The organism is Pseudomonas sp. Root71, from assembly GCF_001429045.1.
Classification (GTDB): domain Bacteria; phylum Pseudomonadota; class Gammaproteobacteria; order Pseudomonadales; family Pseudomonadaceae; genus Aquipseudomonas; species Aquipseudomonas monachiensis.
Genome location: NZ_LMHY01000012.1, coordinates 117,586 through 143,292 on the forward strand (window position 1 = coordinate 117,586; position 25,707 = coordinate 143,292).

The 25,707-nt window shown below is 61.0% G+C and carries 21 protein-coding genes; 15 read left to right on the top strand and 6 right to left on the bottom strand.

Annotated features, from left to right (window positions below; translation table 11 throughout):
* Positions 1–5: 5 nt before the first annotated feature.
* From ASD95_RS10535 to arfB, 6 genes are all read left to right on the top strand, one after another.
* On the top strand, positions 6–635 hold the full coding sequence (locus ASD95_RS10535) for an L-threonylcarbamoyladenylate synthase (protein ID WP_156385711.1): 630 nt from the start codon (positions 6–8) through the stop codon (positions 633–635).
* Positions 636–695: 60 nt separating this feature from the next.
* The gene (locus ASD95_RS10540) at positions 696–1,454 is read left to right on the top strand and encodes a segregation and condensation protein A (RefSeq protein WP_173862173.1); all 759 of its coding nucleotides are present in this window, start codon (positions 696–698) and stop codon (positions 1,452–1,454) included.
* Between the two features lie 11 nt (positions 1,455–1,465).
* Positions 1,466–2,455: an SMC-Scp complex subunit ScpB gene (gene scpB, locus ASD95_RS10545; protein WP_056721491.1), complete on the top strand. Its 990-nt coding sequence runs from the start codon at positions 1,466–1,468 to the stop codon at positions 2,453–2,455.
* Between the two features lie 293 nt (positions 2,456–2,748).
* Positions 2,749–3,969, top strand: coding sequence for a 23S rRNA pseudouridine(2605) synthase RluB (rluB, locus tag ASD95_RS10550; protein WP_056721493.1), 1,221 nt, complete (start codon positions 2,749–2,751; stop codon positions 3,967–3,969).
* 854 nt (positions 3,970–4,823) lie between these two features.
* Positions 4,824–6,236, top strand: coding sequence for an amino acid permease (locus ASD95_RS10560; RefSeq protein WP_056721497.1), 1,413 nt, complete (start codon positions 4,824–4,826; stop codon positions 6,234–6,236).
* A gap of 240 nt (positions 6,237–6,476) precedes the next feature.
* Complete coding sequence (arfB, locus tag ASD95_RS10565; protein WP_056721500.1) at positions 6,477–6,890, top strand: alternative ribosome rescue aminoacyl-tRNA hydrolase ArfB; 414 nt, start codon at positions 6,477–6,479, stop codon at positions 6,888–6,890.
* On the opposite strand, the gene ASD95_RS10570 is transcribed toward arfB, so the two are convergent.
* The 6 genes from ASD95_RS10570 to phhA all read right to left on the bottom strand — a co-directional run bounded on the left by ASD95_RS10570 (position 6,887) and on the right by phhA (position 11,294).
* Positions 6,887–8,086, bottom strand: coding sequence for an MFS transporter (locus ASD95_RS10570; RefSeq protein WP_056721502.1), 1,200 nt, complete (start codon positions 8,084–8,086; stop codon positions 6,887–6,889). The genes arfB and ASD95_RS10570 overlap by 4 nt on opposite strands.
* Positions 8,087–8,185: 99 nt before the next feature.
* Positions 8,186–8,371 (bottom strand): hypothetical protein, encoded by a 186-nt coding sequence (locus ASD95_RS10575; RefSeq protein WP_046037768.1) that lies wholly within the window; start codon positions 8,369–8,371, stop codon positions 8,186–8,188.
* Between the two features lie 71 nt (positions 8,372–8,442).
* A complete protein-coding gene (locus ASD95_RS30095; protein WP_256220589.1) occupies positions 8,443–8,574 on the bottom strand; it encodes a hypothetical protein in 132 nt (43 codons plus the stop codon).
* Between the two features lie 274 nt (positions 8,575–8,848).
* Positions 8,849–10,042 carry an amino acid aminotransferase gene (locus ASD95_RS10580; RefSeq protein WP_056721504.1) on the bottom strand — a complete coding sequence of 398 codons (1,194 nt, stop codon included), beginning with the start codon at positions 10,040–10,042 and terminating at the stop codon, positions 8,849–8,851.
* Positions 10,042–10,398, bottom strand: coding sequence for a 4a-hydroxytetrahydrobiopterin dehydratase (locus tag ASD95_RS10585; RefSeq protein WP_056721506.1), 357 nt, complete (start codon positions 10,396–10,398; stop codon positions 10,042–10,044). Before ASD95_RS10585 ends, ASD95_RS10580 begins: the two co-directional genes overlap by 1 nt.
* Positions 10,399–10,502: 104 nt before the next feature.
* Positions 10,503–11,294: a phenylalanine 4-monooxygenase gene (gene phhA / locus ASD95_RS10590; RefSeq protein WP_056721507.1), complete on the bottom strand. Its 792-nt coding sequence runs from the start codon at positions 11,292–11,294 to the stop codon at positions 10,503–10,505.
* A 417-nt stretch (positions 11,295–11,711) separates the two neighbouring features.
* Between phhA and ASD95_RS10595 the strand changes: the two genes are divergently transcribed.
* From ASD95_RS10595 to ASD95_RS10635, 9 genes are all read left to right on the top strand, one after another.
* On the top strand, positions 11,712–13,274 hold the full coding sequence (locus ASD95_RS10595; protein WP_056721509.1) for a sigma-54-dependent transcriptional regulator: 1,563 nt from the start codon (positions 11,712–11,714) through the stop codon (positions 13,272–13,274).
* Between the two features lie 263 nt (positions 13,275–13,537).
* Positions 13,538–14,278, top strand: a complete 741-nt coding sequence (locus ASD95_RS10600; RefSeq protein ID WP_056721511.1) for a flagellar basal body rod protein FlgF — start codon at positions 13,538–13,540, stop codon at positions 14,276–14,278.
* A 45-nt stretch (positions 14,279–14,323) separates the two neighbouring features.
* Positions 14,324–15,109: a flagellar basal-body rod protein FlgG gene (gene flgG / locus ASD95_RS10605; protein WP_056721513.1), complete on the top strand. Its 786-nt coding sequence runs from the start codon at positions 14,324–14,326 to the stop codon at positions 15,107–15,109.
* Positions 15,110–15,161: 52 nt separating this feature from the next.
* A complete protein-coding gene (gene flgH, locus ASD95_RS10610; RefSeq protein ID WP_056721514.1) occupies positions 15,162–15,857 on the top strand; it encodes a flagellar basal body L-ring protein FlgH in 696 nt (231 codons plus the stop codon).
* A 27-nt stretch (positions 15,858–15,884) separates the two neighbouring features.
* Positions 15,885–16,973 (top strand): flagellar basal body P-ring protein FlgI, encoded by a 1,089-nt coding sequence (locus ASD95_RS10615; protein ID WP_056721516.1) that lies wholly within the window; start codon positions 15,885–15,887, stop codon positions 16,971–16,973.
* Between the two features lie 11 nt (positions 16,974–16,984).
* Positions 16,985–18,274: a flagellar assembly peptidoglycan hydrolase FlgJ gene (gene flgJ / locus ASD95_RS10620; protein ID WP_056721518.1), complete on the top strand. Its 1,290-nt coding sequence runs from the start codon at positions 16,985–16,987 to the stop codon at positions 18,272–18,274.
* A 23-nt stretch (positions 18,275–18,297) separates the two neighbouring features.
* Positions 18,298–20,343, top strand: a complete 2,046-nt coding sequence (gene flgK, locus ASD95_RS10625) for a flagellar hook-associated protein FlgK (protein ID WP_056721519.1) — start codon at positions 18,298–18,300, stop codon at positions 20,341–20,343.
* A 13-nt stretch (positions 20,344–20,356) separates the two neighbouring features.
* Positions 20,357–21,928, top strand: coding sequence for a flagellar hook-associated protein 3 (locus tag ASD95_RS10630; protein WP_056721521.1), 1,572 nt, complete (start codon positions 20,357–20,359; stop codon positions 21,926–21,928).
* Between the two features lie 116 nt (positions 21,929–22,044).
* On the top strand, positions 22,045–25,638 hold the full coding sequence (locus ASD95_RS10635; RefSeq protein WP_056721522.1) for a glycosyltransferase: 3,594 nt from the start codon (positions 22,045–22,047) through the stop codon (positions 25,636–25,638).
* Positions 25,639–25,707: the final 69 nt, after the last annotated feature.

A 25,707-nucleotide genomic window follows, 5' to 3' on the forward strand; every position in this document is an offset into this window, starting at 1 on the left:
AGAATGTGAGTCAATTTTTCCAGATTCATCCGGAAAACCCGCAGGCGCGCCTGATCAAACAGGCTGTCGAAATCATCCGCAAGGGCGGGGTGGTGATTTATCCCACGGACTCCTCCTACGCCATAGGTTGCCAGATCGGCGACAAGGTGGCCGTGGAGCGCGTTCGACGCCTGCGACAGCTGGATGAGAAGCACAACTTCGCACTGATCTGCAGCGACCTGTCGCAACTAGGCCTGTTCGCCAAGATCGACACCGGCACGTTCCGCATTCTCAAAGCCCATCTGCCGGGGCCCTATACCTTCATTCTCAACGCCACCCGCGAAGTGCCGCGGCTGTTGTTGCACCCGAAGAAACGTACCATCGGCCTGCGCGTGCCGAGCCACCCGATTGCCCTGGCGCTGCTGGCTGAACTGGGTGAACCGTTGATGAGCGTGACCCTGATCATGCCCGGCGATGAAGACCCGTTGACCGATCCGCACGAAATGCGCCAGTTGCTTGAACACCAGGTCGATCTGATCATCGATGGCGGCTTCGGCGGGATCAAGGCGTCCACGGTGATCAGCCTTGCCGACGGCGAGCCGGAAGTCATTCGCGTTGGTTGCGGCGACCCTGCGCCGTTCATGGTCGAGGCCTAGATGTCTGCAGTAGAACCCGTCGACAGTCAGGCCGGGGCCCAGCAAGAGCTGCCTTTCGCCATGGTCTATGGCCAGGCGGTCATGGAAATGCCGCTGGACCTGTACATCCCGCCGGATGCCCTCGAGGTCTTTCTAGAGGCGTTCGAAGGCCCGCTCGACCTGCTGCTGTACCTGATCCGCAAACAGAACATCAACATTCTCGACATCCCTGTGGCGGAGATCACTCGCCAGTACATGGGCTACGTCGAGTTGATGCAGTCGGTGCGCCTGGAACTGGCCGCCGAGTATTTGGTGATGGCCGCGATGCTGGCCGAGATCAAGTCGCGGATGCTGCTGCCACGGGCCGAAACCGTCGAAGACGAAGAGGACGACCCCCGCGCCGAACTGATCCGCCGCTTGCAGGAGTATGAACGCTTCAAGGCCGCGGCCGAAGGCATCGATGGCCTGAGCCGCGTCGGTCGTGATGTGGTGGTGCCCAAGCTGGACGCCCCGGAAGCCCGGGCACGCAAGCTGTTGCCGGACGTGCGCTTGTCAGAGCTGCTGTTGTCCATGGCCGAAGTCTTGCGCCGTGGCGACATGTTTGAAAGCCACCAGGTCAGCCGCGAGGCGTTGTCGACCCGCGAACGCATGAGTGATGTGCTGGAACGCCTCAAGGGCGGCGGGTTCGTGCCGTTTGTCGAGCTGTTCACCGCTGAAGAAGGGCGCCTGGGGGTGGTGGTGACCTTTATGGCGATCCTTGAATTGGTCAAGGAATCCCTGGTCGAGCTGGTGCAGAATGAGCCATTTGCCGCGATCCACGTGCGAGCCCGAGCCGAATAACGAGTCGAAACATGAACCTGACTGAACCCCGTGATCTGGCACCCTTGCTTGAAGCCTTTCTGTTGGCCTCGGGAAAGCCGCAATCTTTGGAAAGCCTGTTCGAACTCTTCGAGGAGGGTGAGCGCCCGGAACCACCGGTCTTCAAGAAGGCCCTGACGATTCTCGCCAAGTCCTGCGATGGCCGCGCCTTTGAATTGAAGGAAGTGGCCTCGGGGTATCGCCTGCAGATTCGCGAGAAATTTGCGCCGTGGGTCGGGCGCCTGTGGGAAGAGCGCCCGCAGCGTTACTCTCGGGCGATGCTGGAAACCATGGCGCTGATTGCCTATCGCCAGCCGATCACCCGTGGCGAAATCGAAGACGTGCGGGGCGTGGCGGTCAACAGCAACATCGTCAAGACCTTGATGGAGCGCGAGTGGATCCGCATCGTCGGCTACCGCGACGTGCCCGGTAAACCGGCGATGTTCGCCACCACCAAGGCGTTCCTCGACCACTTCAACCTGAAGAACCTCGACGACCTGCCGCCGCTGGCGGAACTGCGCGAGCTGGAACCGGACCCGGTGCTCGACTTCGACGACGCCCCCGTACCCGCCGGGTTGCAAGAGTTGGCCGATGCCAGCGCCGAGCCGGAAGAACCCAAGGAAGAAACCAGTTTCCACACGCTGTTGCTGGAACTGGACAGCATGGAGGAGGGGATCAAGACCGACTTCGACGACTTGCTGCGTGATGGTGCGCCGCCTGAGTTCGATCCGGAACAGTCGGTCATCGAGCCAGAAGTCGAAGCGGCACAACCCGAGCCTGGGCCGGAAGGCGAGCCTGAGCCGGAGACTGAGCCGGAGCAGGACGACGATATCCTCGGCGTTGCCGAAGCCCGGGAAAAACTCCTGGCCGCCGTTGCCGCCCTTGAACAGCCGAAACCCGAGCCGGAGCTGTCGGACGAAGAGGCCGAAGCCCAGGCTTTGGCCGAAGCCATCGAAGCAGAGCGTCGCCAGTTCGAAGATTGATACGATTCTCATGAACAATGGAGATTCACTGTGGGAGCGAGCTTGCTCGCGATGGCGACAGGTCAGTCGCTTCGATGTCGGATGTGCCACCGTCATCGCGAGCAAGCTCGCTCCCACAGGGTTTTGTGTTCGTTAGCAAGTTGCGTGTCACCGGTCGGCGGAAAAACAAATAACCTTGCCTTGATCAGCTAGTCTCTGATGCGCAAACGCCCTCATGCGCGTATGATTCGCGACCCTTCGGCGATCCCTTCGCCCAAGTACCCAGTTTTCAGACCACACCGGGAGGTGCCCAGATGAGTATCAAAGACCAGCAAGACGACCAGCCAATCGGCCCAGCAGGCGAAAAACTGCAGAAAGTCCTCGCCCGTATCGGCGTCGGCTCGCGCCGTGACGTGGAAGCCTGGATCAGCCACGGCCGCATCAAGGTCAACGGCAAAGACGCCACCCTTGGCCAGCGCGTCGACATGCACGACGCTATCACCATCGATGGCAAGGTGATCAAGCGCGAAGAGGCCGCCGAGTCGGTGCGTCGCGTGATCATGTACAACAAGCCCGACGGCGAGATCTGCACCCGTGTCGACCCGGAAGGCCGTCCGACCGTGTTCGACAAGATGCCGCGCCCTAAAGAGGGACGCTGGATCAACATCGGTCGTCTGGACATCAACACCACCGGTTTGCTGATGTTCACCACCGACGGTGAACTGGCCAACCGCCTGATGCACCCTTCCTACGAAATGGACCGTGAATACGCGGTACGTGTGCGTGGCGAAGTCGATGACGAAATGATCGAGCGCCTGAAGGCTGGTGTTGTCCTCGAAGACGGCCCGGCAAAGTTCACCGACATCAAGCAGGCGCCAGGCGGTGAAGGTTTCAACCACTGGTATCACTGCGTGGTGATGGAAGGTCGCAACCGCGAAGTTCGTCGCCTGTGGGAATCCCAGGGCCTGGTGGTCAGCCGTCTGAAGCGCGTGCGTTTCGGTCCGGTGTTCCTCAACTCCGACCTGCCGATGGGCCGCTGGCGCGAAATGAGCCAGTACGAAGTCGACATCCTGAGTGCCGAGGTTGGCCTGACGCCGGTCGCGATGCCGCAGATGAACGCCAAGAGCAAGGACAAGCTTGACCGGATGCAGCGCAAATCGTCGCGTCCAATGGCCAAGACCGAGCGCGTGCGTACCCTGCGTCCAGCCGCTGGGGCTCCTGCCGTTCCTGTTGCTCCACGGGCAAGCCGCGAGCCGCAGATCGAAGGCGAGCGTCCAGGGCGCACGCCGGCTGCCCGTCAGGACGGCGAACGCGGTCCGCGCACGCCACGTCCGGCCAATGGCCGTACCGAACGGGGCGAAGGTCGTGGTACGCCGGTAGCCGATCGCCCGGCCGACACCAAGCGCCCGGCCAAGCCAGCGCCGAAGCGTCCGGGGATCAAACTGGTCGACGGCGATACCCCATCGGGCAAGCGCCGTGGCGCACCGGCCGGTTCGGGCCAGCGTCCAGGCTTTGGTCGTCGCAAGCCTGAGTAATCGGTAAGCGCTTCATAAAAAAACGCCAACCTTCGGGTTGGCGTTTTTTTTGGGTCAGGCTTCAGTGGTGAGGTGTTTTCAATGGCCTCTTTGCGGGCAAGCCTGCTCCCACAGGGGGGCGGAGTTGTTTGGTCGAAATGCGATCCATTGTGGGAGCGGGCTTGCCCGCGAAGGCGATAGCGGCAACACCACACTCTCCCGAATGGAAACCCGATGTTACGGCTTGTAAAGAAATCCTGACAAAAATCACGGATTAGCCCCGTGGAATCGCCATTCCCCGAATGCCGTAAGAAAACGCTTACGCAACAGCGTCTTCCTTCCTCCTTCCAGCCCTCTGGCCCGCTTGTTTCACCGCTCCATGCAGGGTGTTATGCGCGCCATGCCTGTCGTGCAGGTGCATAACAAAAAGGAGGCGCAATGAACGCCGTATTCCATCTCCATCTCTCTGCGAGGGGCGGTTTTCCTGCCTTTCCCGTCGATGATCCGCAAGGGTCTGACCCATTTTTTGCAGCCGCCCGAGCCTCTCGGGGCGGACACAGGCAATCCCGGCCATAGACACGCTTGTCCAGCGGGTCTGGCAGCAGGGGGTTACAGGTGTACAATGCGCCGCGTTTTACCTGTGACCTCCTGCGCATCTGCGCAAACCTCAAGGCTATCCGCCTTGTTCACTCCGTCGCGTCACGAGCGTGTCGGGTTCGATTTCGTCACAGATAAAAACAAACAGGTGACGCATGACCGTTGTAATTACGCTGAACTCCTGGTGCCTGCGCTGGGGTTTGATCGGTGCCGCTTAACGCCTTTCTTGAGCAGCAACGTCTACTGAACATCATCAAACCTTGCGTGAGACCCTTTTCATGAGTGGACAAAACCCGCAATCAGGCGAGCTGAAACGCGGCCTGAAAAATCGCCACATTCAATTGATCGCCCTCGGTGGCGCGATCGGTACCGGCTTGTTCCTCGGTTCGGCCGGGGTACTGAAATCCGCCGGTCCGTCGATGATCCTCGGCTACGCCATCTGCGGCTTCATCGCCTTCATGATCATGCGCCAACTGGGTGAAATGATCGTCGAGGACCCGGTGGCCGGTTCCTTCAGCCACTTCGCGCACAAGTACTGGGGCGGCTTTGCCGGCTTCCTGTCGGGCTGGAACTGCTGGATCCTGTACATTCTGGTGGGCATGTCGGAGCTGACCGCGGTCGGCAAATACATCCACTACTGGGCACCGGACATCCCGACCTGGGCCTCCGCAGCTGCCTTCTTCGTGCTGATCAACGCCATCAACCTGGCCAACGTCAAAGTGTTCGGCGAGGCTGAGTTCTGGTTCGCGATCATCAAGGTCGTGGCGATCGTCGGCATGATTGCCCTGGGCAGCTACCTGCTGGTCAGCGGTAATGGCGGCCCGCAAGCATCGGTCAGCAACCTGTGGTCCCACGGTGGCTTCTTCCCGAACGGCGTCAGCGGTCTGGTGATGGCCATGGCGTTCATCATGTTTTCCTTCGGTGGTCTGGAAATGCTCGGTTTCACCGCTGCCGAAGCCGACAAGCCGAAAACCGTGATCCCGAAAGCCATCAACCAGGTGATCTACCGGATCCTGATTTTCTACATCGGTGCCCTGGTGATCCTGCTGTCGTTGACGCCGTGGGACAGCTTGCTGACCACCCTGAACGCCTCCGGTGATTCCTATAGCGGCAGCCCGTTCGTGCAAGTGTTTTCGATGCTGGGCAGCAACACCGCCGCGCACATCCTCAACTTCGTGGTCCTGACCGCGGCGTTGTCGGTGTACAACAGCGGCACCTACTGCAACAGCCGCATGCTGCTGGGCATGGCCGAGCAGGGCGACGCGCCGAAGGGCCTGGCGAAGATCGACAAGCGCGGCGTGCCAGTGCGTTCGATCCTGGCTTCGGCCGCCGTGACCCTGATCGCGGTACTGCTGAACTACCTGATCCCGCAGAACGCGCTGGAACTGCTGATGTCGTTGGTGGTTGCTACCTTGGTGATCAACTGGGCGATGATCAGCTACTCGCACTTCAAGTTCCGCCAGCACATGAACAAGACCAAACAGACGCCGCTGTTCAAGGCTCTGTGGTACCCGTACGGCAACTACATCTGCCTGGCGTTCGTAGTGTTCGTCCTTGGCGTGATGCTGTTGATTCCGGGGATCCAGACATCGGTGTATGCGATTCCGGTGTGGCTGGTGTTCATGTGGGTCTGCTACGGCATCAAGAACAAGCGCAGTGCTCAGCGTGCCTTGCAGGCCGTAGTGGAGTAACTCCGCGCAGAAACAACAAACCCGGCCAAGTGCCGGGTTTGTTGTTTTCAAGGTTAATACAAAACCCTTTGTGGGAGCGGGCTTGCTCGCGAAAGCGGTTTAACCGTCAGCATTCAAGTCGACTGACACTCCGCATTTGTCGGAGCGCCGCCCGGAGCAAGCCCGCTCCCACATTGGTTCTGCTGCGTTCCTGACACTCATTCGCGGTATCCTGCACGTTCTGAATACGGACGCTTTTCCATGCTGGTGATTTCCAACAACGTGCAGCTGCCGGATGCCGAGATCGAGTTGACGGCCATTCGCGCCCAGGGCGCCGGTGGGCAGAATGTCAACAAGGTCTCAAGTGCCGTGCACCTGCGCTTCGACATACCTGCGTCGTCCTTGCCCGAGTTCTACAAGGAACGGCTGCTGGCGCTGCGCGACAGCCGCATCACCAGCGACGGTGTGTTGATCATCAAGGCCCAGCAGTACCGGACGCAGGAGCAGAACCGCGCCGATGCGCTGTTGCGGCTGACCGAGTTGATCCAGAGTGCCACCAAGGTCGAGAAAAAGCGTCGCCCGACCAAGCCGACCCTCGGCTCGAAGACCCGCCGACTCGAGTCAAAGTCCAAGCGTGGCAACATCAAGGCCGGACGTGGCAAGGTCGATTTCTAGCGGGCGTCCCGCGCTTCGCGTTGCTTCGGTGCCTGTCGGTACAGGTAAAGGCTCAGCAGCAAACCGCTGAGTGCAGCGAGCGCGGCGAACAGGAAGATCGATGCAAAACCAAATCCTGCCGCAATCGCACCGGCGAGCGGTCCGGTGATCCCCAGCGACAAGTCGATGAACAGCGAATAGGCGCCGACGGCTGCGCCTCGGCTGGATGCGGGGACAAGGTTGACCGCCTCCACGCCCAGTGCCGGAAATACCAGGGAAAAGCCGAAGCCGCTTAGCGCCGCGCCCGCCAGAGCCCAATGGGCATCCGGTGCCAACCACAGCAACAGCAATCCCAGGGTTTCCACTGACAGGCAGGCAATGGCCACGCGAAAGCCGCCGAGGCGGTTGATCAGGTTGCCGAACAGCAGGCGCGCGCCGATGAAGCTGGCGCCGAACAGGCTCAGGCACAGCACCGCGTTGTCCCAGTGTTGAGTGGCGTAATACAGGGTGATGAAGGTGGCGATTGTGCCAAAACCGATGGAGCCCAGGGCCAGGCCGCAGCCGTGGGGGAAAACCCGCCCGAGTACGTGCATGAACGGCAGGCGCTCACCGGCAACGATCGGCGCGGCTGTTTTCGGCCAGGCCAGCAGCAGACCGAGCACGGCCAGCAAAACAATGCTCACCCCCATGCTCCACAAACCCAGTTGATGGACGAGCAATACGCCCAGGGGCGCGCCGACAGCCAGTGCTCCATAGCTGGCGATACCGTTCCAGGAGATGACCTTGGCCGTGTTCGCCGCGCCGACCCGGCCGATGCCCCAGCCAATCGAGCCCGAGCCCACCAGGCTTTCGGCACTGCCGAGTACCAGGCGGCCGATCAACAGGCAGATCAGGCTCAAGGTCGGCAGGCTCTGGGTCCAGGCCGAGAGCAACATGAACACCCCGCTCAAGCCGCAACCGGCCAGGCCATACATCACAGCCAGCTTGCTGCCCTTGTTGTCGATGATCTTCCCGGCATAGGGGCGGCTGAGCAGGGTGGCCAGGTATTGCACGCTGATCACCAGCCCCGCGATCACCGCGCCGAAGCCCAGGTCGCTGTGGACGTAACCGGGCAATACGGCCAGGGGGATGCCGATGTTCAGGTAGCCGATGAAGGTGAAAAGGACGATGGAGACAACTTGCAGCGTGACCGCCAGGGGGCGCTGGTTTTCGGGCATGGGTAAAGGTCCACGGTAAAGCAGGATAGATAGGCTGCTTATGATAGCGGTGTGGACGGTCACAGGTCGTGAAAAAGTAAAACTATTTGCCGGGCGGCGTCATTCAGGTTTGGCGGGAGCGACCAATTGCGTGGTGACCAGGGCGGCCAGCGCATTTTCCTGGGTGCCGAAGCGGGCGAGCAAGGTGGCTTGTTTCTCGGGGGAGAGGCGGTTCCAGATCTCGATCATTTTCTCGGCGGTGCCGATCAGGACGCTGGCCTGCGCTTCACTGAATTCATCGGTCATGGTCAGGCTCATTTCAGGCAGTGTGGAAAGCGCATGGTAGCGCTTTCCACACGGTCTGTGCGGCGGGTGTTTCAGTCTTCTCTGTCAGCCTGGCGGCTGTCAGTGGCTTCTTTCGGCTCGGGCTGTTGGGCTCCGGCTTGCTGCGTGGTCGTCTGCTCAGGTTCGTGCAGGCTTGGGAAGGGGAGATTAGGAATCTCGTGCATGGTTGCGCTCCTCGCTAAGTCTGTTGATAGATCTGGTAGATCCGCGCTTTTTAAAAAGCTTGGGCAGGATACAGCACTGAAAATGACAAACGGACTTTTATATCCATTTGTTTCGACGGATGGGATTGTCTAGACATGACTGGAGGAGCGACACAAAACAAATGTGGGAGCGAGCTTGCTCGCGATAGCGGAGTGTCATTCAACGGTGATGTTGACTGATAGACCGCTATCGCGAGCAAGCTCGCTCCCACAGGGGGCTTGCAGTGTCTGATGGTTACTTGCAGACGCTGGCAATCGCCTCGGCCAGCAGATCCAGGCGCGTGGCATCAATCCCCGCCACGTTGGCCCGGCCCGAACTGACCATGTACACGCTGTGATGATCCCGCAGGTTCTTCACTTGCTCAGGCGACAGGCCGGTGTAGGAGAACATCCCGTGTTGCATGCCAATGTGCGCAAAACGCTCGCGCAAACCGTGAGGCTCCAGTGCTTCCACCAGACCGCTGCGCAGTTGGGCGATACGCAGGCGCATGGCTTCCACTTCGTCAGCCCAGAGGTTTTTCAACTCTGTGTCACCGAGGATGGTCGCGACCACGGCAGCGCCGTGATCCGGCGGCGTCGACCACAGGTTGCGGGCGATGTTGGCCAGCTGGCTGCGGATGTCGGTGAGCTTGTCGGCGGTTTTCGCGCAGACAATCAGCGCGCCGGTACGGTCGCGGTACAGGCCGAAGTTCTTCGAGCACGAACTGGTGATCAACAGTTCCGGCAACTCGGCGGCGAACAACCGGGTCGACCAGGCATCCTGTTCCAGCCCGTCGCCGAATCCTTGATACGCGAAGTCGATCAGTGGCAGCAGTTCGCGCTTGCGTACGACCTCCAGCACCCGCTGCCAGTCATCCCGGGACAGGTCGAAACCGGTCGGATTGTGGCAGCAGGCGTGCAGCAACACCACGTCACCCTTGGGCGCTTCATTGAGCGCCGCCAGCATGCCGTCGACATCGAGACGGTTGTCACTGCCCACGTACGGGTAGTGGCTGACCTTGACCTTGGCTGCCGCGAAAATCGTTTCGTGGATCGGCCAGGTCGGGTTGCTCAACCATACGCCGCGCCCCGGCAGGCATTGGGCGATGAAGTCCGCGCTCAGGCGCAAAGCCCCGGTGCCGCCCGGCGTCTGGGTGGCGCCGGCGCGTTGTGCGCTGATCAGTTTCGAGTCGGCACCCAGCACCAGCTCATTGATCGCTTTGCCGAACGCCGGTTCGCCGTGACCACCGATGTAGGTCTTGGTGGACTGGCGATCCACCAGGCGCTGCTCGGCCAGCTTCACCGACTGGAGAATCGGCGTCAGGCCCTGGGCGTCCTTGTAGACCCCCACGCCCAGATCGAACTTGCGCGGATTCGGGTCCTGCGCATAGGCCTCCATCAGGCCCAGGATCGGGTCGCCAGGCACTCGACCGATGGCGTCGAAATGCATTACTTGCGCCCCTCGGCATTCTTCGCCACTTCGTCAGTGCGCGCGGCCATGATGAAGTCGTTGCGGTGCAGGCCCTTGATCGAGTGGCTCCACCAGGTCACGGTCACTTTGCCCCACTCGGTCAGCAGGCCTGGGTGGTGGCCTTCGGCCTCGGAGATTTCACCGACGGCGTTGGTGAACGCCAGGGCGTGCTTGAAGTTCTTGAACAGGAAGACCTTTTCCAGCTGCATGATGCTGTCGCGTACTTCGATGTTCCAGTCCGGGATCTGCTTGATCAGGATCGGCAATTCTTCGTCGCTGACTTGTGGGGCGTCGGCGCGGCAGGCTTCGCAATGGGCTTGAGTTAATGCGGTCATGATGTGTTCCTGAAATCGAATGTTGGAAAATCGGCCCTCAGTGCTACCACGCTAATCCAAAGCGATGGTTTCTGACAGGCTCACTTGATTTTAAAAGCGGCGGATCACGCGGCTTTTGGTTTTGGCGGAAATTTCGGTGCGTGCAGACCCATCTGCATCGCTTGCTTGACCATGCCCATGATGTCTTCATGAGCGAGGTCGAACAGACGCTTGAGATTTGGCAATGCGAAGTACACTGGCTGCAGGATGTCGATGCGGTAGGGCGTGCGCATGCATTCCAGCGGATCGAACGCCTGATGCTCAGGCTCGTCCGACAGGCAATACACGGTCTCTTTCGGAGAAGACAGAATGCCGCCGCCGTAGATGCGCTGGCCTTGCGGGGTGTCGACCAGACCGAACTCGATGGTCATCCAGTACAGGCGCGCCAGGTACACGCGTTCTTCCTTGGTCGCCTCGAGGCCGAGCTTGCCGTAGGTGTGGGTGAATTCAGCGAACCACGGGTTGGTCAGCAGCGGGCAGTGACCGAAGATCTCGTGGAAAATGTCCGGCTCTTGCAGGTAGTCCAGTTCTTCGCGGGTGCGAATAAAGGTCGCCACTGGAAACTGCTTGCTGGCCAGCAATTCGAAAAAGGTCTGGAAGGGAATCAGTGCGGGAACCCGGGCAACCTGCCAGCCGGTGGTTTCACCGAGGACCTTGTTGATTTCGCCGAGTTGAGGAATGCGGTCGTGGGGCAGTCCGAGTTTTTCGATACCGTCCAGGTACTCCTGGCACGCACGCCCTTCGATCACTTTCAGTTGACGGGTGATCAGCGTGTTCCACACCGCGTGTTCTTCGGCGGGGTAGTCGATAAAACCTTGCGCATCGGGCTCGCGAGCCACGTATTGCGTCTGCTTCATGCTGCTCTCCTGCTAGGGGATTTCGTTCTTGTTATGTACTGCTATGGACCTAGAAATACCCCAAGGATTGCATTGTTGCAGCAGGTGAGCAGCGACACGCGTAGGAAAAAACCGTAAATTTCGTAAAGTTTTCGTTACGAATTGGTCGCGATCGCGCAGCTATTGAGATTTCCCGGTTTGAAAAACGCTTTGCCTGTCACATAATCTTGACGACTATCTGAGCGACTCGAAAGAAAAATGCGATCGAGCGCGCACCGCAATACCCCTGTGGGAGCGGGCTTGCTCGCGAAAGCGCTGGCACGTCCAACATTGATGTATCAGGCAGGCCGCCTTCGCGAGCAAGTCGAATCGTCGCACCGCCATTCCCACAGGGTTTGCGTTGATACCAACCTTATTCATCGCTTTTCGGGTCTTTATATGCGTATCAAAGTCCACTGCCAGAACCGCATCGGCATCCTGCGCGACATTCTCAACCTGTTGGTGGAGTACGGGATCAACGTGGCCCGCGGTGAGGTGGGCGGTGAGCATGGCAACGCCATCTACCTGCATTGCCCGAACCTGATCAACATTCAGTTCCAGGCCTTGCGTCCGAAATTTGAAGCGATTGCCGGGGTGTTTGGCGTCAAGCGTGTAGGACTGATGCCCAGCGAGCGTCGGCACATGGAGCTCAATGCACTGCTTGGTGCGCTGGAATTCCCTGTGTTGTCGATCGACATGGGCGGTTCCATCGTCGCGGCCAACCGGGCAGCGGCGCAGTTGCTCGGGGTGCGGGTCGACGAAGTGCCGGGGATTCCCCTGTCGCGCTACGCCGAGGATTTCGATTTGCCGGAACTGGTGCGTGCCAACAAGTCGCGGATCAACGGGTTGCGGGTCAAGGTCAAGGGCGATGTGTTCCTGGCCGACATCGCGCCGCTGCAATCGGAGCATGACGACAGCGAGGCCATGGCTGGCGCGGTGCTGACGCTGCACCGCGCCGACCGGGTGGGCGAGCGCATCTACAACGTGCGCAAGCAGGAGCTGCGTGGTTTCGACAGCATCTTCCAAAGCTCGAAAGTCATGGCCGCCGTGGTGCGCGAAGCCCGGCGCATGGCGCCGCTGGATGCGCCGCTGTTAATAGAAGGGGAGACTGGCACCGGCAAGGAATTGCTGGCGCGGGCCTGCCATCTGGCCAGTCCTCGTGGGCAATCGCCGTTGATGGCGCTCAACTGCGCCGGTCTGCCGGAGTCCATGGCCGAGACGGAATTGTTCGGTTACGGCCCCGGTGCATTCGAAGGGGCGCGGGCCGAAGGCAAGCTCGGGCTGCTGGAACTGACGGCGGGCGGTACGCTGTTTCTCGATGGCGTCGGGGAGATGAGCCCGCGCTTGCAGGTGAAATTGCTGCGCTTCCTGCAGGACGGCTGCTTCCGCCGTGTAGGCAGTGATGAAGAGGTCTACCTCGACGTGCGAGTGATCTGCGCGACCCAGGTCGACCTGTCCGAATTGTGCGCTCGCGGCGAGTTCCGCCAGGACCTCTATCACCGCTTGAATGTGTTGTCGCTGCACATCCCGCCGTTGCGCGAATGCCTCGACGGTTTGACGCCGCTGGTGGAGCACTTCCTCGACCAGGCCAGCCGGCAGATTGGTTGCCCGCTGCCGAAACTGGCCCCGGCGGCCATGGAGCGGCTCAGTCATTACCATTGGCCGGGTAACGTACGGCAACTGGAGAACGTGCTGTTCCAGGCGGTTTCCCTGTGCGACGGCGGCACGGTCAAGGCCGAGCACATTCGTTTGCCGGACTATGGCGTGCGTCAGCCCCTTGGCGACTTTTCGCTGGAAGGAGGGCTGGACGAGATCGTTGGACGTTTCGAGAAGGCGGTGCTGGAGCGGCTGTATTCCGAGCATCCGAGCAGTCGGCAACTGGGCAAGCGGCTGGGGGTTTCGCATACCACCATTGCCAACAAGTTGCGTGAGTATGAGGTGGGTAAGGACAACAGCATTTAAGATCAAAAGATCGCAGCCTTCGGCAGCTCCTACGTCGAACCCTGTAGGAGCTGCCGAAGGCTGCGATCTTTTGATCCGTTGCCGCGAAGCGGCATGACACCGCCGGTTTTTCGTCTCTGATACAAATCACCATTCCCTTCTGATTCCTCAAAGTCCCCTGTTTGCCGGGCCTCGCGCTGCCAAAAACAAGTTGGTCTGCAAATTGCTTATGGCTCAGCAGTACAGCAGTGGGCGGCAAACGTCCGGCAGGCAGAGGAAAGAGTGTGGACAAGTACCTTTATGTGGCAATGACCGGCGCCAGCCAGAATGCACTGGCGCAAAAGGCTCATGCCAACAACCTCGCGAACATCTCCACCAACGGTTTCCAGAAAGACCTGGAGCAAGCCCGTTCGATGCCGGTGTTCGGTGACAGCTTTCCGGCGCGTGCGTTTGCCATGTCCGAACGCCCGGGCACGGATTTCTCCCCTGGTTCACTGGTGGAAACCGGTCGCGACCTCGACGTTGCCGTGCAAGGCAACGGCTGGATTGCCGTGCAGACGCCCGATGGCACTGAAAGCTACGTGCGCACCGGCAGCCTGAACGTTGACGCCCTGGGCGTGTTGCGCGCCGGCAACGGCATGCCGGTCATAGGCAATGGCGGGCCGATTGCCGTACCGCCGGAGCAGCAGATCGAAGTCGGCGAGGATGGCACCATCAGCATCCGTGCGTTGGGCGAAGGTCCCCGGGTGATGGCGGAAGTCGACCGCATCAAGCTGGTCAACCCGGACCTCAAGAACATGACCAAGGGTCTGGATGGTTCGATCCATACCAAGGACGGCCAACCGGCGCAGGCCGATGCCAACGTCAAGCTGGTGTCCGGTTTCCTCGAGTCGAGCAACGTCAATGCCGTGGAAGAGATGACCTCGGTACTGGCCTTGGCCAAGCAGTTCGAGCTGCACATCAAGATGATGAACACCGCCAAAGACGATGACCAGGCCATGGCTCGGGTCTTGCAGATCAGCTAATTACCAGAACGTCGCGCCGTAAAACAGGCGCACGAGGAGAATCGAATGCTTCCGGCTCTATGGGTTGCCAAGACAGGTCTGTCCGCCCAGGACACCAACCTGACGACCATTTCCAACAACCTGGCCAACGTGTCGACCACGGGTTTCAAACGTGACCGCGCCGAGTTCCAGGATCTGCTCTACCAGATCAAGCGCCAGCCTGGCGCCCAGTCGACCCAGGACAGCGAACTGCCGTCGGGCCTGCAACTGGGTACCGGTGTGCGCATCGTCGGCACCCAGAAAAACTTCACCGCCGGTAGCCTGCAAACCACCGAGCAGCCGCTGGACATGGCCATCGACGGTCGCGGTTTCTTCCAGATCCTGCAACCGGACGGCACCACGTCCTATACCCGTGACGGTACGTTCCACCTGGACTCCAACGGCCAGATCGTCAATGCCAGCGGCTTTGCTCTGGAGCCGGCCATTGTCATTCCGAACGAAGCGCAGACCTTCACGGTCGGCCGCGACGGCACCGTGTCCATCACCGTTGCCGGCAACCCGGCAGCCCAGGTGATCGGCAACCTGCAAACCGCCGACTTCATCAACCCGGCCGGCCTGCAGGCCGTGGGCAACAACCTGTTCCTGGAAACCGCCGCCAGCGGTGCGCCGCAAGTCGGCACTCCGGGCCTGAACGGTTTCGGCTCCACGCTGCAGAACACCCTGGAAACGTCCAACGTCAGCACCGTTGAGGAGATGGTCAACATGATCACCACCCAGCGCGCCTACGAGATGAACTCCAAGGTGATCTCCACCGCCGACCAGATGCTCTCGTTCGTAACGCAGAATCTGTAATCAAGTCTATGTGGCGGCCATTGGGCCGCCTGCAACACCGTGAGGTAGGGTCATGAATCGCTATGTATTTGTTCTGGCACTGAGTGGGATCACCGCGCTCGCAGGTTGCGTACCTGCGACACCCAAGCCCAATGACCCTTACTACGCTCCGGTGTTGCCGCGCACGCCGTTGCCGGCGGCCGCGAACAATGGCTCGATCTATCAGGCCGGTTTCGAACAGAACCTGTACACCGACCGCAAGGCGTTCCGGATCGGTGACATCATCACCATCACCCTGAACGAAAGGACCCAGGCCAGCAAAAACGCCAACTCGCAAATTGGTAAGAACAGTAAGGCCAACATCGGCCTGAGTTCGCTGTTCGGCAGCAGCGCCACCACCAACAACCCGTTCGGCGATGGCGACCTGAGCCTGAGTGCCAGCTACGAAGGTGACCGCGCGACCAAGGGTGACAGCAAGGCGGCTCAGGGCAACACCCTGACCGGTTCGATCACGGTCACCGTCGCCGATGTGTTGCCCAACGGCATCATCGCGGTACGCGGCGAAAAGTGGATGACCCTCAATACCGGCGACGAGCTGGTGCGGATTGCCGGCCTGGTTCGCGCCGATGACATCGCCACCGACAATACCGTGCCGTCGACCCGTGTCGCCGATGCGCGCATCACCTACTCGGGCACCGGTTCGTTTGCCGATGCGAGTCAGCCAGGCTGGTTCGACCGTTTCTTCCTCAGCCCGCTGTTCCCTTTCTAGGTGGCTACGTTGAATTTCAGAAGTCTCATGATGGCTGCGTTCCTGATGTCCGCAGCGTTCAACGTTCAAGCCGAGCGCCTGAAGGACATCGCCAGCATTTCCGGCGTGCGTTCCAACCAATTGATCGGCTACGGCCTGGTGGTCGGGCTAAACGGCACCGGCGACCAGACGACGCAGACCCCGTTCACCCTGCAGACCTTCAACAACATGCTCTCGCAGTTCGGCATCAAGGTGCCGCCGGGTTCGGGCAACGTGCAGTTGAAGAACGTCGCGGCGGTGTCGATCAGTGCCGATTTGCCCGCGTTCGCCAAGCCGGGTCAGCAGGTCGATATCACTGTTTCATCCATCGGTAACTCCAAGAGCCTGCGTGGCGGCACCTTGCTGTTGACGCCACTCAAGGGTATCGACGGTAACGTCTATGCGGTAGCCCAGGGCAACCTGGTGGTCGGCGGTTTCGATGCGGAAGGGCGAGACGGCTCGAAGATCACCGTCAACGTTCCGTCGGCCGGTCGCATCCCCGGTGGTGCGTCGGTGGAGCGTTCGGTGCCGAGCGGTTTCAACCAGGGCAACAGCCTGACGCTGAACCTCAACCGTTCTGACTTCACCACCGCCAAGCGCATCGTCGACAAGATCAACAACATGCTCGGCCCCGGCGTGGCCCAGGCCATCGACGGCGGTTCGATTCGCGTGACCGCGCCGCTCGATCCGAGCCAGCGCGTCGATTACCTGTCGATCCTGGAAAATCTCGAAGTCGATCCGGGCCAGGCGGTGGCCAAAGTCATCATCAACTCCCGTACCGGCACCATCGTGATCGGCCAGAACGTCAAGGTTTCCCCGGCCGCCGTGACCCACGGCAGCCTGACCGTGACCATTACCGAAGACCCGATCGTCAGCCAGCCCGGCCCTCTGTCCAATGGCACGACGGCGGTGGTACCCCGTTCGAAGGTCAACGCCCAGCAGGAAGCCAAGCCGATGTTCAAGTTTGGCCCCGGCACCACCCTCGACGAAATCGTGCGGGCGGTGAACCAGGTTGGCGCGGCACCGGGTGACTTGATGGCGATCCTCGAAGCGCTGAAGCAGGCCGGCGCCCTGCAAGCCGATCTGATCGTGATCTGAGGACGGCCATCGTGGATATGCGCAAGAGCGGTCTGGTCAGCAGCAGCGATTCGGGCTCCTATTCGGACCTCAATCGCCTGAATCAGCTCAAGGTCGGCGACAAGAACAGCGACGGCAATATGCGCAAGGTGGCGCAGGAGTTCGAATCGCTGTTCCTCGGTGAGATGCTCAAGTCCATGCGCTCGGCAACCGAAGCGCTGGGGCAGGACAACCCGATGAACACGCCGGCGGCCAAGCAGTACCAGGAAATGTACGATCAGCAGCTGGCCGTTTCCATGTCCCGCGAGGGCGGTGGTATTGGTTTGGCGGACGTGCTGATGCGCCAGATGTCGAAGAACAAGCCGTTGGCGCCGGGCGAGGCGGCCGCTGCATCGCTGGCCAAGCAAGAGGCTGCCAAGGCCGCCGTGCAGACACCGGTGGCGGCCGGCACGGTGGCAATCAATGGCCCGTTGTCGCGGGTCAATGGCCAGCGTCCGTTGTGGGCTTCGCGTTCAATCCATACGCCACAAGAGGCGGGCGAGGGTGCTCATCGCAATGACATGGCGCTGATCAATCAGCGACGCCTGGCACTGCCACCGAAACTGGCTGACCGGCTGTTGGCCGGGCTGGTGCCTTCGGCGACGACCGCTGCCACCACGATGCTCAACCGGACAGCCTTGCCAGAGCGCACGACGAACACCGGCACGGGGCCGCTGCACAACGGCGACTGGCTGGCGACCGCGCAACAATCCTCCTCTGGAGGCATGCAGATCTACGGTCGCGCCATGGCGCAGATTCCGCTGGCGCCGGCGAAGAAAGCCTTCAGTTCCGCCGACCAGTTCGTCAACACCATGTTGCCGATGGCCAAGGAGGCCGCCGCACGGATTGGGGTCGATCCACGTTACCTGGTGGCTCAGGCGGCCCTGGAAACCGGCTGGGGCAAGTCGATAATGCGTGCCCAGGACGGCAGCAGCAGCCACAACCTGTTCGGCATCAAGGCCGGCAATAGTTGGCAGGGCAATTCGGCGCGGGCGATCACCAGCGAATTCAGGAACGGGCAGATGGTCAAGGAGACGGCCGAGTTCCGCTCCTACGACTCCTACAAGGACAGTTTCCACGACCTTGTAACTTTGTTGCAGACCAACAATCGCTATCAAGATGTCGTGAAGTCGGCCGATAACCCAGAACAGTTTGTACGCGAGTTGCAGAGAGCCGGTTACGCAACCGATCCGAACTACGCGAGCAAGATTTCGCAGATAGCCAGGCAGATGACGAGTTACCAGAACTACGCTGCGGCGGGCGTTTCCACTACGCCTTTATAGGCACAAGGTATAAGGTCTGAATCATGAGTTTGCTCAATATCGGGATGTCGGGGCTGAGTGCTGGCCATAACTCGTTGGTGACGACTGGCAACAACATTGCCAACGTCGACACCGCCGGGTACTCGCGCCAGCAGTCTGTGCAGAGCACCAAGGGCTCGATTCAGTACGGCAATGTGTTCATCGGCACCGGCACGACGCTGGCCGATGTGCGTCGCGTGTATAACTCGTATCTCGATTCGCAGCTGCGTACCGCCACCTCGCTCGACAGCGAAGCTACGTCGTACAACGCTCAGGCCACGCCGCTGGACGCCACGCTTTCCGATTCCAACACCGGGCTGACCGGTGTGCTGCAAAAATTCTTCACGTCGATGCAAGGCGTTTCGACCTCGGCCACCGACGACACGTCCCGCCAGTCGGTGCTGACCGGTGCCCAGGCCTTGTCGGCGCGCTTCAATTCGATTGCCAAGCAGTTGAACGACCAGAACACCAACCTGAACGGCAGCCTGGGCGACATGGCGGATCAGGTGAACAAGCTGTCTACCACTATTGCCACGCTCAACCAGAAGATTTCCGAACTCTCCACCGGCACCAATCAGCCAAACGACCTGCTGGACTCGCGCAACGAAGCCGTGCGTCAACTCTCCGAGCTGGTCGGTACCCAGGTGGTCGAACGTGGCAGCAGCTACGACATCTACATCGGCAGCGGCCAGCCCCTGGTAGTGGGTAATACCACCAATACACTGCAAACCGTGCCGAGCCAGGGCGATCCATCGCGCATGGCGCTGCAGCTGAATCGTGGCTCCAGCACCATCGACGTGACCGCGGTGGTCAGCGGTGGCGAAATCGGTGGTCTGCTGACTTACCGCAAGGAAGTGCTCGACCCTTCGCTCAATGAGCTGGGGCGCGTGGCGCTGGTGGTGGCCGACCAGATCAACAGCCAGCAGGCGCAAGGCATCGACAAGAACGGTGATTTCGGCGCGGCGATCTTCAACAACATCAACAGTGCCGCCCTGATCAGTCAGCGCAGCATTGCGGCGGCTGGCAACAGTGCCGGCTCCGGCAACCTGGATGTCACCATCAAGGACACCGGCAGGCTGACCGCCAGCGACTATCAGGTGACGTTCACCAGTGCGACCAACTACACCGTCAAGCGCTCGGACGGCACCGACATGGGATCGTTCAGCACCACGACCACACCGGCTCCGGTGATCGATGGCTTCAGCCTGAACCTCAACGGCGGTGCGCTGAGCGCCGGCGACTCGTTCAAGGTGACGCCGACCCGTGGCGCGGCGGCCGGTATCCAGGCCGTGCTCACCGACCCGAAAAAAATCGCCGCGGCAGCCCCCTTGACCGGCGTGACCAGTGCCAACAACACCGGCACCTACACTCAGCCGACACTGACCAGCACCCTCGATATCTACAACCCGGCGGCCCAGGCAGAAATGCAGACCGCGCTCAAGAGCTCGACGCCGGTCAAACTGGTGTTCGGGGCGGCCAGCGGCGGTAGCCAGACCTACAACATGGTCGATTCCAAGGGTAATTCGATCGGCACCGGCACCATCGTTCCGGGCCAGAGCAACACCCTGAACCTGAAAGTGGGCATGGTCGATGCCAGCGGTGCTCCGGTCATGGACACCAGCGTCACGCCGGCCGTGCAGAAGACGTTCACCGTGCAGACCACGGTGGGCGCCACGCCAGCCAGCGGCGAAAGCTTCACCATCAACCTGACGGGCGCGGCGTCTTCGGACAACCGCAACGCTCAGGCACTGGTCGGACTGCAAACCAAACAGACCGTCGACACCGGCACGGCGAGCAAGGGCATCAGCCTGACCGATGCCTACAACAAGCTGGTGACCAACGTCGGCGCCAAGGCTGCCCAGGGCAAGTCAGACAGCGAGGCCACCACGGCGATCCTGGCCAACGCCAAGGGTGCGCGGGATTCGAACTCCGGGGTCGACCTGGATGAAGAAACCGGCAACCTGGTCAAGTACCAGCAGTACTACACCGCGTCTTCGCAGATCATCAAGGCGGCGCAGGAAATTTTCACCACACTGATCAACAGCCTTTAAGGAGTCGTAATTCATGCGCATTTCCACCGCCCAGTATTACGAAATCACCGCTGCCAACTACCAGCGCAACTTCAACAAGGCCATCGCGACCAGCAACGAAGTCAGCAGCCAGATCCGCGTCAACACTGCCGCCGATGATCCGATCGGTGCCGGTCGTTTGCTGCAACTGGGTCAGCAGAGTGCGATGCTTGATCAGTACGGCACCAACATCAACACCACCAAGAGTGCGTTGAGCCTGCAGGAAACGACGCTCGACTCCATCGGTACCGCTTTACAGCGTGCCAAGGAACTGGCTCTCGCCGCCAGCAATGGCATTGCCACCGACGCGGACCGCAAGGCCTACGCGTCGGAGTTGGGCCAGATCCAGCAACAGGTGCTGGGCCTGATGAATTCCAAGGATGCAAGCGGCAACTACCTGTTCTCCGGTTCGAAAACCGACACCGCGCCTTACTCGCAGAACGCCGACGGCACCTACAGCTACAACGGTGACCAGACCACCGTGGACCTCGGCATTGGCGATGGCATGACGGTCGGGACCAACACCACAGGCTGGGATGCGTTCCAGCAGACCATCAACACCAGTCGCACCCAGACCACCATGACCGCTCCAGCGGTGGATGCCGGCCGCGTGGTGCTGTCCAACGGCACGGTCGGCACCAGCTCTACCTACAACGCGAAGTTCACCGGCGGCCAACCCTATACCGTCAGTTTCCTCAGCAGCACCCAGCTGAAGATCACCGACTCGCTGGGCAACGACGTGACCGCCGAAGCCAGCCAGAACGGTCTGATCAGCAACTCCAATGGTGCCAACCAGACGGTCAGTTTCCGTGGCGTCGACCTGAAGCTGAACATCAACCTCAAAACCGGTGATACCAACCCGGATGCGGTGATCGCCGGCCACAGTTTCAACCTGTCTTCCACGTCGGATAGCTTCAACACCTCGCGCAGCGCCGGTAACCCGTCGACCGCGGTCATCACCGGTTCCAGCGTGACCGACCCGGCGGCTTACACCAACGCCTTCCCGTCGGGCGGGGCGATCCTCAAGTTCACCAGCGCGACCGCTTTCGACCTGTATGCGGCCCCGATCACCGCCGACAGCAAGCCGGTGTCGTCGGGCACCGTATCCAGCGGCAACGCTACCGCCGCGGGCGTGACCTTTGCCTTGGGCGGTGGTGCCCCGGCGTCTGGTGACCAGTTCGTGATCCAGAACAACAACCATCAGACCCAGAACGTGCTCGACACCCTGGGCCAGATGATGACTGCGCTGAACACGCCAATCGACGGCGACGCGGTGGCCAAGCAGAAGTTTCTCGGCGCCATGGAGTCGGGGATGGGCAACATCGACAGTGCGGCCAACCAGATCGGCTCGGCCATCACCACGATCGGTGCCCGCGGTCAGGCACTGGATAACCAGACCGCGACCAACGAGAGCCTGACCCTGGCGAACAGCGCCAGTCAGAAGTCTATTCGCGATTCGGATCCGGCCGAAGTCATGACTCGCCTGACCTTGCAGCAGACCATGTTGCAGGCGGCGCAGCTGGCGTTCAGCAAGATTTCCCAGCTGGGCCTGTTCAACAAGATCTGACGGTGGTCGGGCGCGCAGGCGCCCGATGGCCTTGCCCCTTCAGTATTTATCGTCTTTTTTTGCGGTAACAAAGGGCTCGCTTTTCAGGGCGGGCTCGCGCCGCCTGTGAGCCTGCCGTGAATTCACTCCCGCTTGTCAGCCTGGTCATTCCCGCCTTCAATCCGCGCTTTTTCGGTCGTGCCTTGCACACGGCTGTGAGCCAGAGCTACGGCAATCTGGAGATCATCGTTTGCGATGACAGTCGCGGCCGTGAGATCGAAGACATCGTGGCTTCGCTGGTCGAGGAAGGGGCGACCGTGCGCTATATGCGTAACCCGCGGACCCTGGGGCTGGTGGGTAACCTGCAGGCTTGCCTGGAGCAGGCGCAGGGCGAGTACATCAAGTTTCTTTGTGATGACGACCAGTTGTTTTCGGCTTGCATCGAGCGTCAGGCCCAGGTGCTCATCGACTGCGCTGACGTCAATCTGGTCGTGGCCCAGCGCCTGCTCTGGGATGCCGACGACATGCCACTGCCGCCGCGCCTGGAAAACACTCCGCTTTCCCCGGTGGGCGGGATATTCAAGGGCGAGGACCTGCTGGCGATCTTCGAAAACTTCCCGGTCAACATCCTCGGTGGTTTCAGCAACGCCATGTTCCGTCGGGCTGATGTGCTCGAACTGTTTCCAGCACTGACTCAGCCCGGCCATTGCTTTGTCGCGACCCTCGATTTCGCCTTGTACGTCTGCCTGATGCGGCGCGGCAACCTGGCGGTGTCCAATCACGTGCTCGGCATCGAGCGCCTGTACCCCGAGCGTTTGAGCAGCCAGCAGTCGATGAAGGACGCAGCCGAAACCGAACGGCAGTGGCTGTCGCAGATGCTCAAGGCCCGTAGCGGCGAATCAGCGCCGGCGCAGGGCTGGGTGCGCTATCTGCCACTGACTCGGGCGGATGAATCGCCACGGGTTTGGGAGGAGTTGCCACTGAGCCGGACCCTGGGCACCAAGCAGACCACCCAGGACTGGCATGTCGGCATCGCCAGTGTCAGTTTCGCGCAACTGTATGCCCAGTGGCTGGCGTGCCGCGCTCTCACCGAGGGTCAGCGCGAGCTGCTGGCGGATACGCTGGAGGGGTGGCCAACCCGACCCAGAATCGTTCCGATCATCATCGATGAGCAAGGCAGCCGTTCGGCGCTGGAACTCACCCTGCAATCGCTGGTGGATCAGGAATACGCCCCTGAGCTGACGCTGGTGCTTTCGGCGTCTTGCACGGAAGCCGTGCTGGACGAGCGTGTGTTCCGCATGCCGTTGCAGGACGACTGGCAGCAGCAGATCAACGCGCTGTTACCGCAACTGGAAGGCACTGGCTGGTTCTATCTGTTGCGTGCCGGTGATCGCCTGGTGACGCCGGCCTTGCTGGTCATGGCTGAACGCATTGCGCTGTCGCGCACGCTGACCTGCCTGTACAGCGACGAAGGTGGGCTGCATCAGGGGGAGTCGGCCGAGCCTGCATTCAAGCCAGACTTCAACCTGGACCTGATGCGCAGCTATCCCTACGTGGGGCGTGCGCTGGCATTCGAGCGCGAGCAATTCCTGGCGCTGGGCGGTTTCGATTCGGTGTACGGCGAATTGGCGCCACACGATGTGTTGTGGCGAATGGTCGAGAGTGCTGGCACGCACGTGGTCGGGCACATTTCGGAGGTGTTGCTGGAGTCGGCGTTCGACCTGGCCAAATGGCTGTCGCTGCCGCAAGTGGTGGACACCAATCCACGGTTGCTTGAGGCGCACTTGCAGCGCCTGGGTGTCGCCCACGACATTCGCCAGGGCAGTTCGGCGCTGCTCAATCGGGTCGACTATCTCCATGCGGATCGGCCGCTGGTGTCGATCGTGATCGTCAGCAAGGACCAGACCCTGGCATTGCAACGCTGTGTCGAGAGCCTGCTGGAGAAAACCGCCTACGGCGAATACGAGTTGCTGTTGGTGGACAACGGCAGCGAGAGCGCCGAGGCGCTTGACTGGTTCGCCGGCATGTCGCAGCTGGGCAGCGACCGGATCCGGGTGCTGCGTTGCGAGTTGCAGGGCAATGCGGCGGCGGTGCGCAACTTCGCCGTGAAGCAGGCCGCTGGCGAGTACGTGCTGATGCTCAATCCCTACACGGTGATCACCCAGGCGCAATGGCTGGGTGAACTGCTCAATCATGCGCAACGTCCGGAAGTCGGCGTGGTGGGGGCCAAGCTGTTCAACCCCGATGGCCGCGTGCTGCACGCCGGCCTGATTCTCGGGTTGCAAGGGCCGGCCGGGGTGCCGTTCCATGGTGAGATGTTGCACGCAGCGGGGTACATGTACCGCTTGCAGGTCGCTCATAATTACAGTGCTGTCGGCGGCGATTGCCTGATGGTGCGCAAGGCGGTCTTTGACGCGGTCGGTGGCCTGGATGAGCAGGGCCTGGCGCAGTCCCTCAACGAGGTCGACCTGTGTTTGCGCGTCGGCCAGGAAGGTTACCTGGTGGTCTGGACGCCTCACGCTCAACTGGCGTTGGGCGCGCAACCGGCGGTGGCTGCGCAAGAAGGTGACCAGGCCCGGGGCGAGCAGGAGCAGGAGGTTTTCTATAAGCGCTGGCTGCCGATCGTGGCCCGTGATCCGGCCTACAACACCAACCTGACATTGCAGGGATTGGGCGGGGCAAGCTTCAGTCTCGAGCCCGGCTTGCGATCTGGTTGGAGCCCGTTTTCCAAGGCTCAGTTGCCGAAGATTCTCGCGTTGCCGGTCAACGCGTCCGCCATCGGCCATTACCGGGTCACGCAACCGTTGATCGAGCTTGAGGCCGCCGGCAGGGCGCACGGACGCATTCATTACAACCTGCCGACCATCATTGAAGTTGAGCGCCATTCGCCTGACGTGATCATCTTGCAGGGGCGCTATTCCGAAGGTCCGATCAACGAAATCCCGAGCCTGCAAAAATACTCCAGCGCGCGACGCATCTATGAGCTCGATGACTTCGTGATCAACGTCCCGCACCGCAATGCGCATATCCGCAATATGCCGGGCAAGGATGAAATGGAGGCGCTGGTCCGGCGCGCCATCGGCATGTGCGATCGCGTGGTGGTGTCCACCGAGCCGCTGGGTAACGCGCTGTCGGACATGCATCAGGACATTCGCGTGGTGCCCAACATGTTGGCGTCGCACTTGTGGACCGATCTGCGCAGTCAGCGCCGCACCTCGAAAAAGCCTCGGGTCGGCTGGGGGGGCGGCACCAGCCACCACGGTGACCTGGCGGTCATCGCCGATGTGGTCCGCGAACTGGCCAATGAAGTCGACTGGGTATTCTTCGGTATGTGCCCGGACGATTTGCGCCCGTACATGCATGAGTTTCACGGGGTGATCGGGCTGGACGTGTACCCGGCCAAACTGGCCAGCCTGAACCTGGATCTGGCGTTGGCACCGTTGGAGTTCCACATCTTCAACGACTGCAAGAGCAACCTGCGGCTACTGGAGTATGGTGCTTGCGGTTACCCGGTGATCTGCACCGACACCGAGGCCTATCGCGGCTACCTGCCGTGCACCCGGATCAAGACCAACTCCACGGATGAATGGCTGCAGGCGATCCGCATGCACCTGGCCGATCCCGACGCGAGCTATCGCATGGGCGATGAGTTGCGCGAGATCGTGCTGCGTGACTACGTGCTGCGCGGCGACAATTTGCGCTACTGGGAAAATGGCTGGCTGGCGGACTGACCGTTCGCGCATCCATCCGGAACAGGCAGGCGACCTTGAGTCGCCTGCCTTTTTTTTGCCGCCAGACTT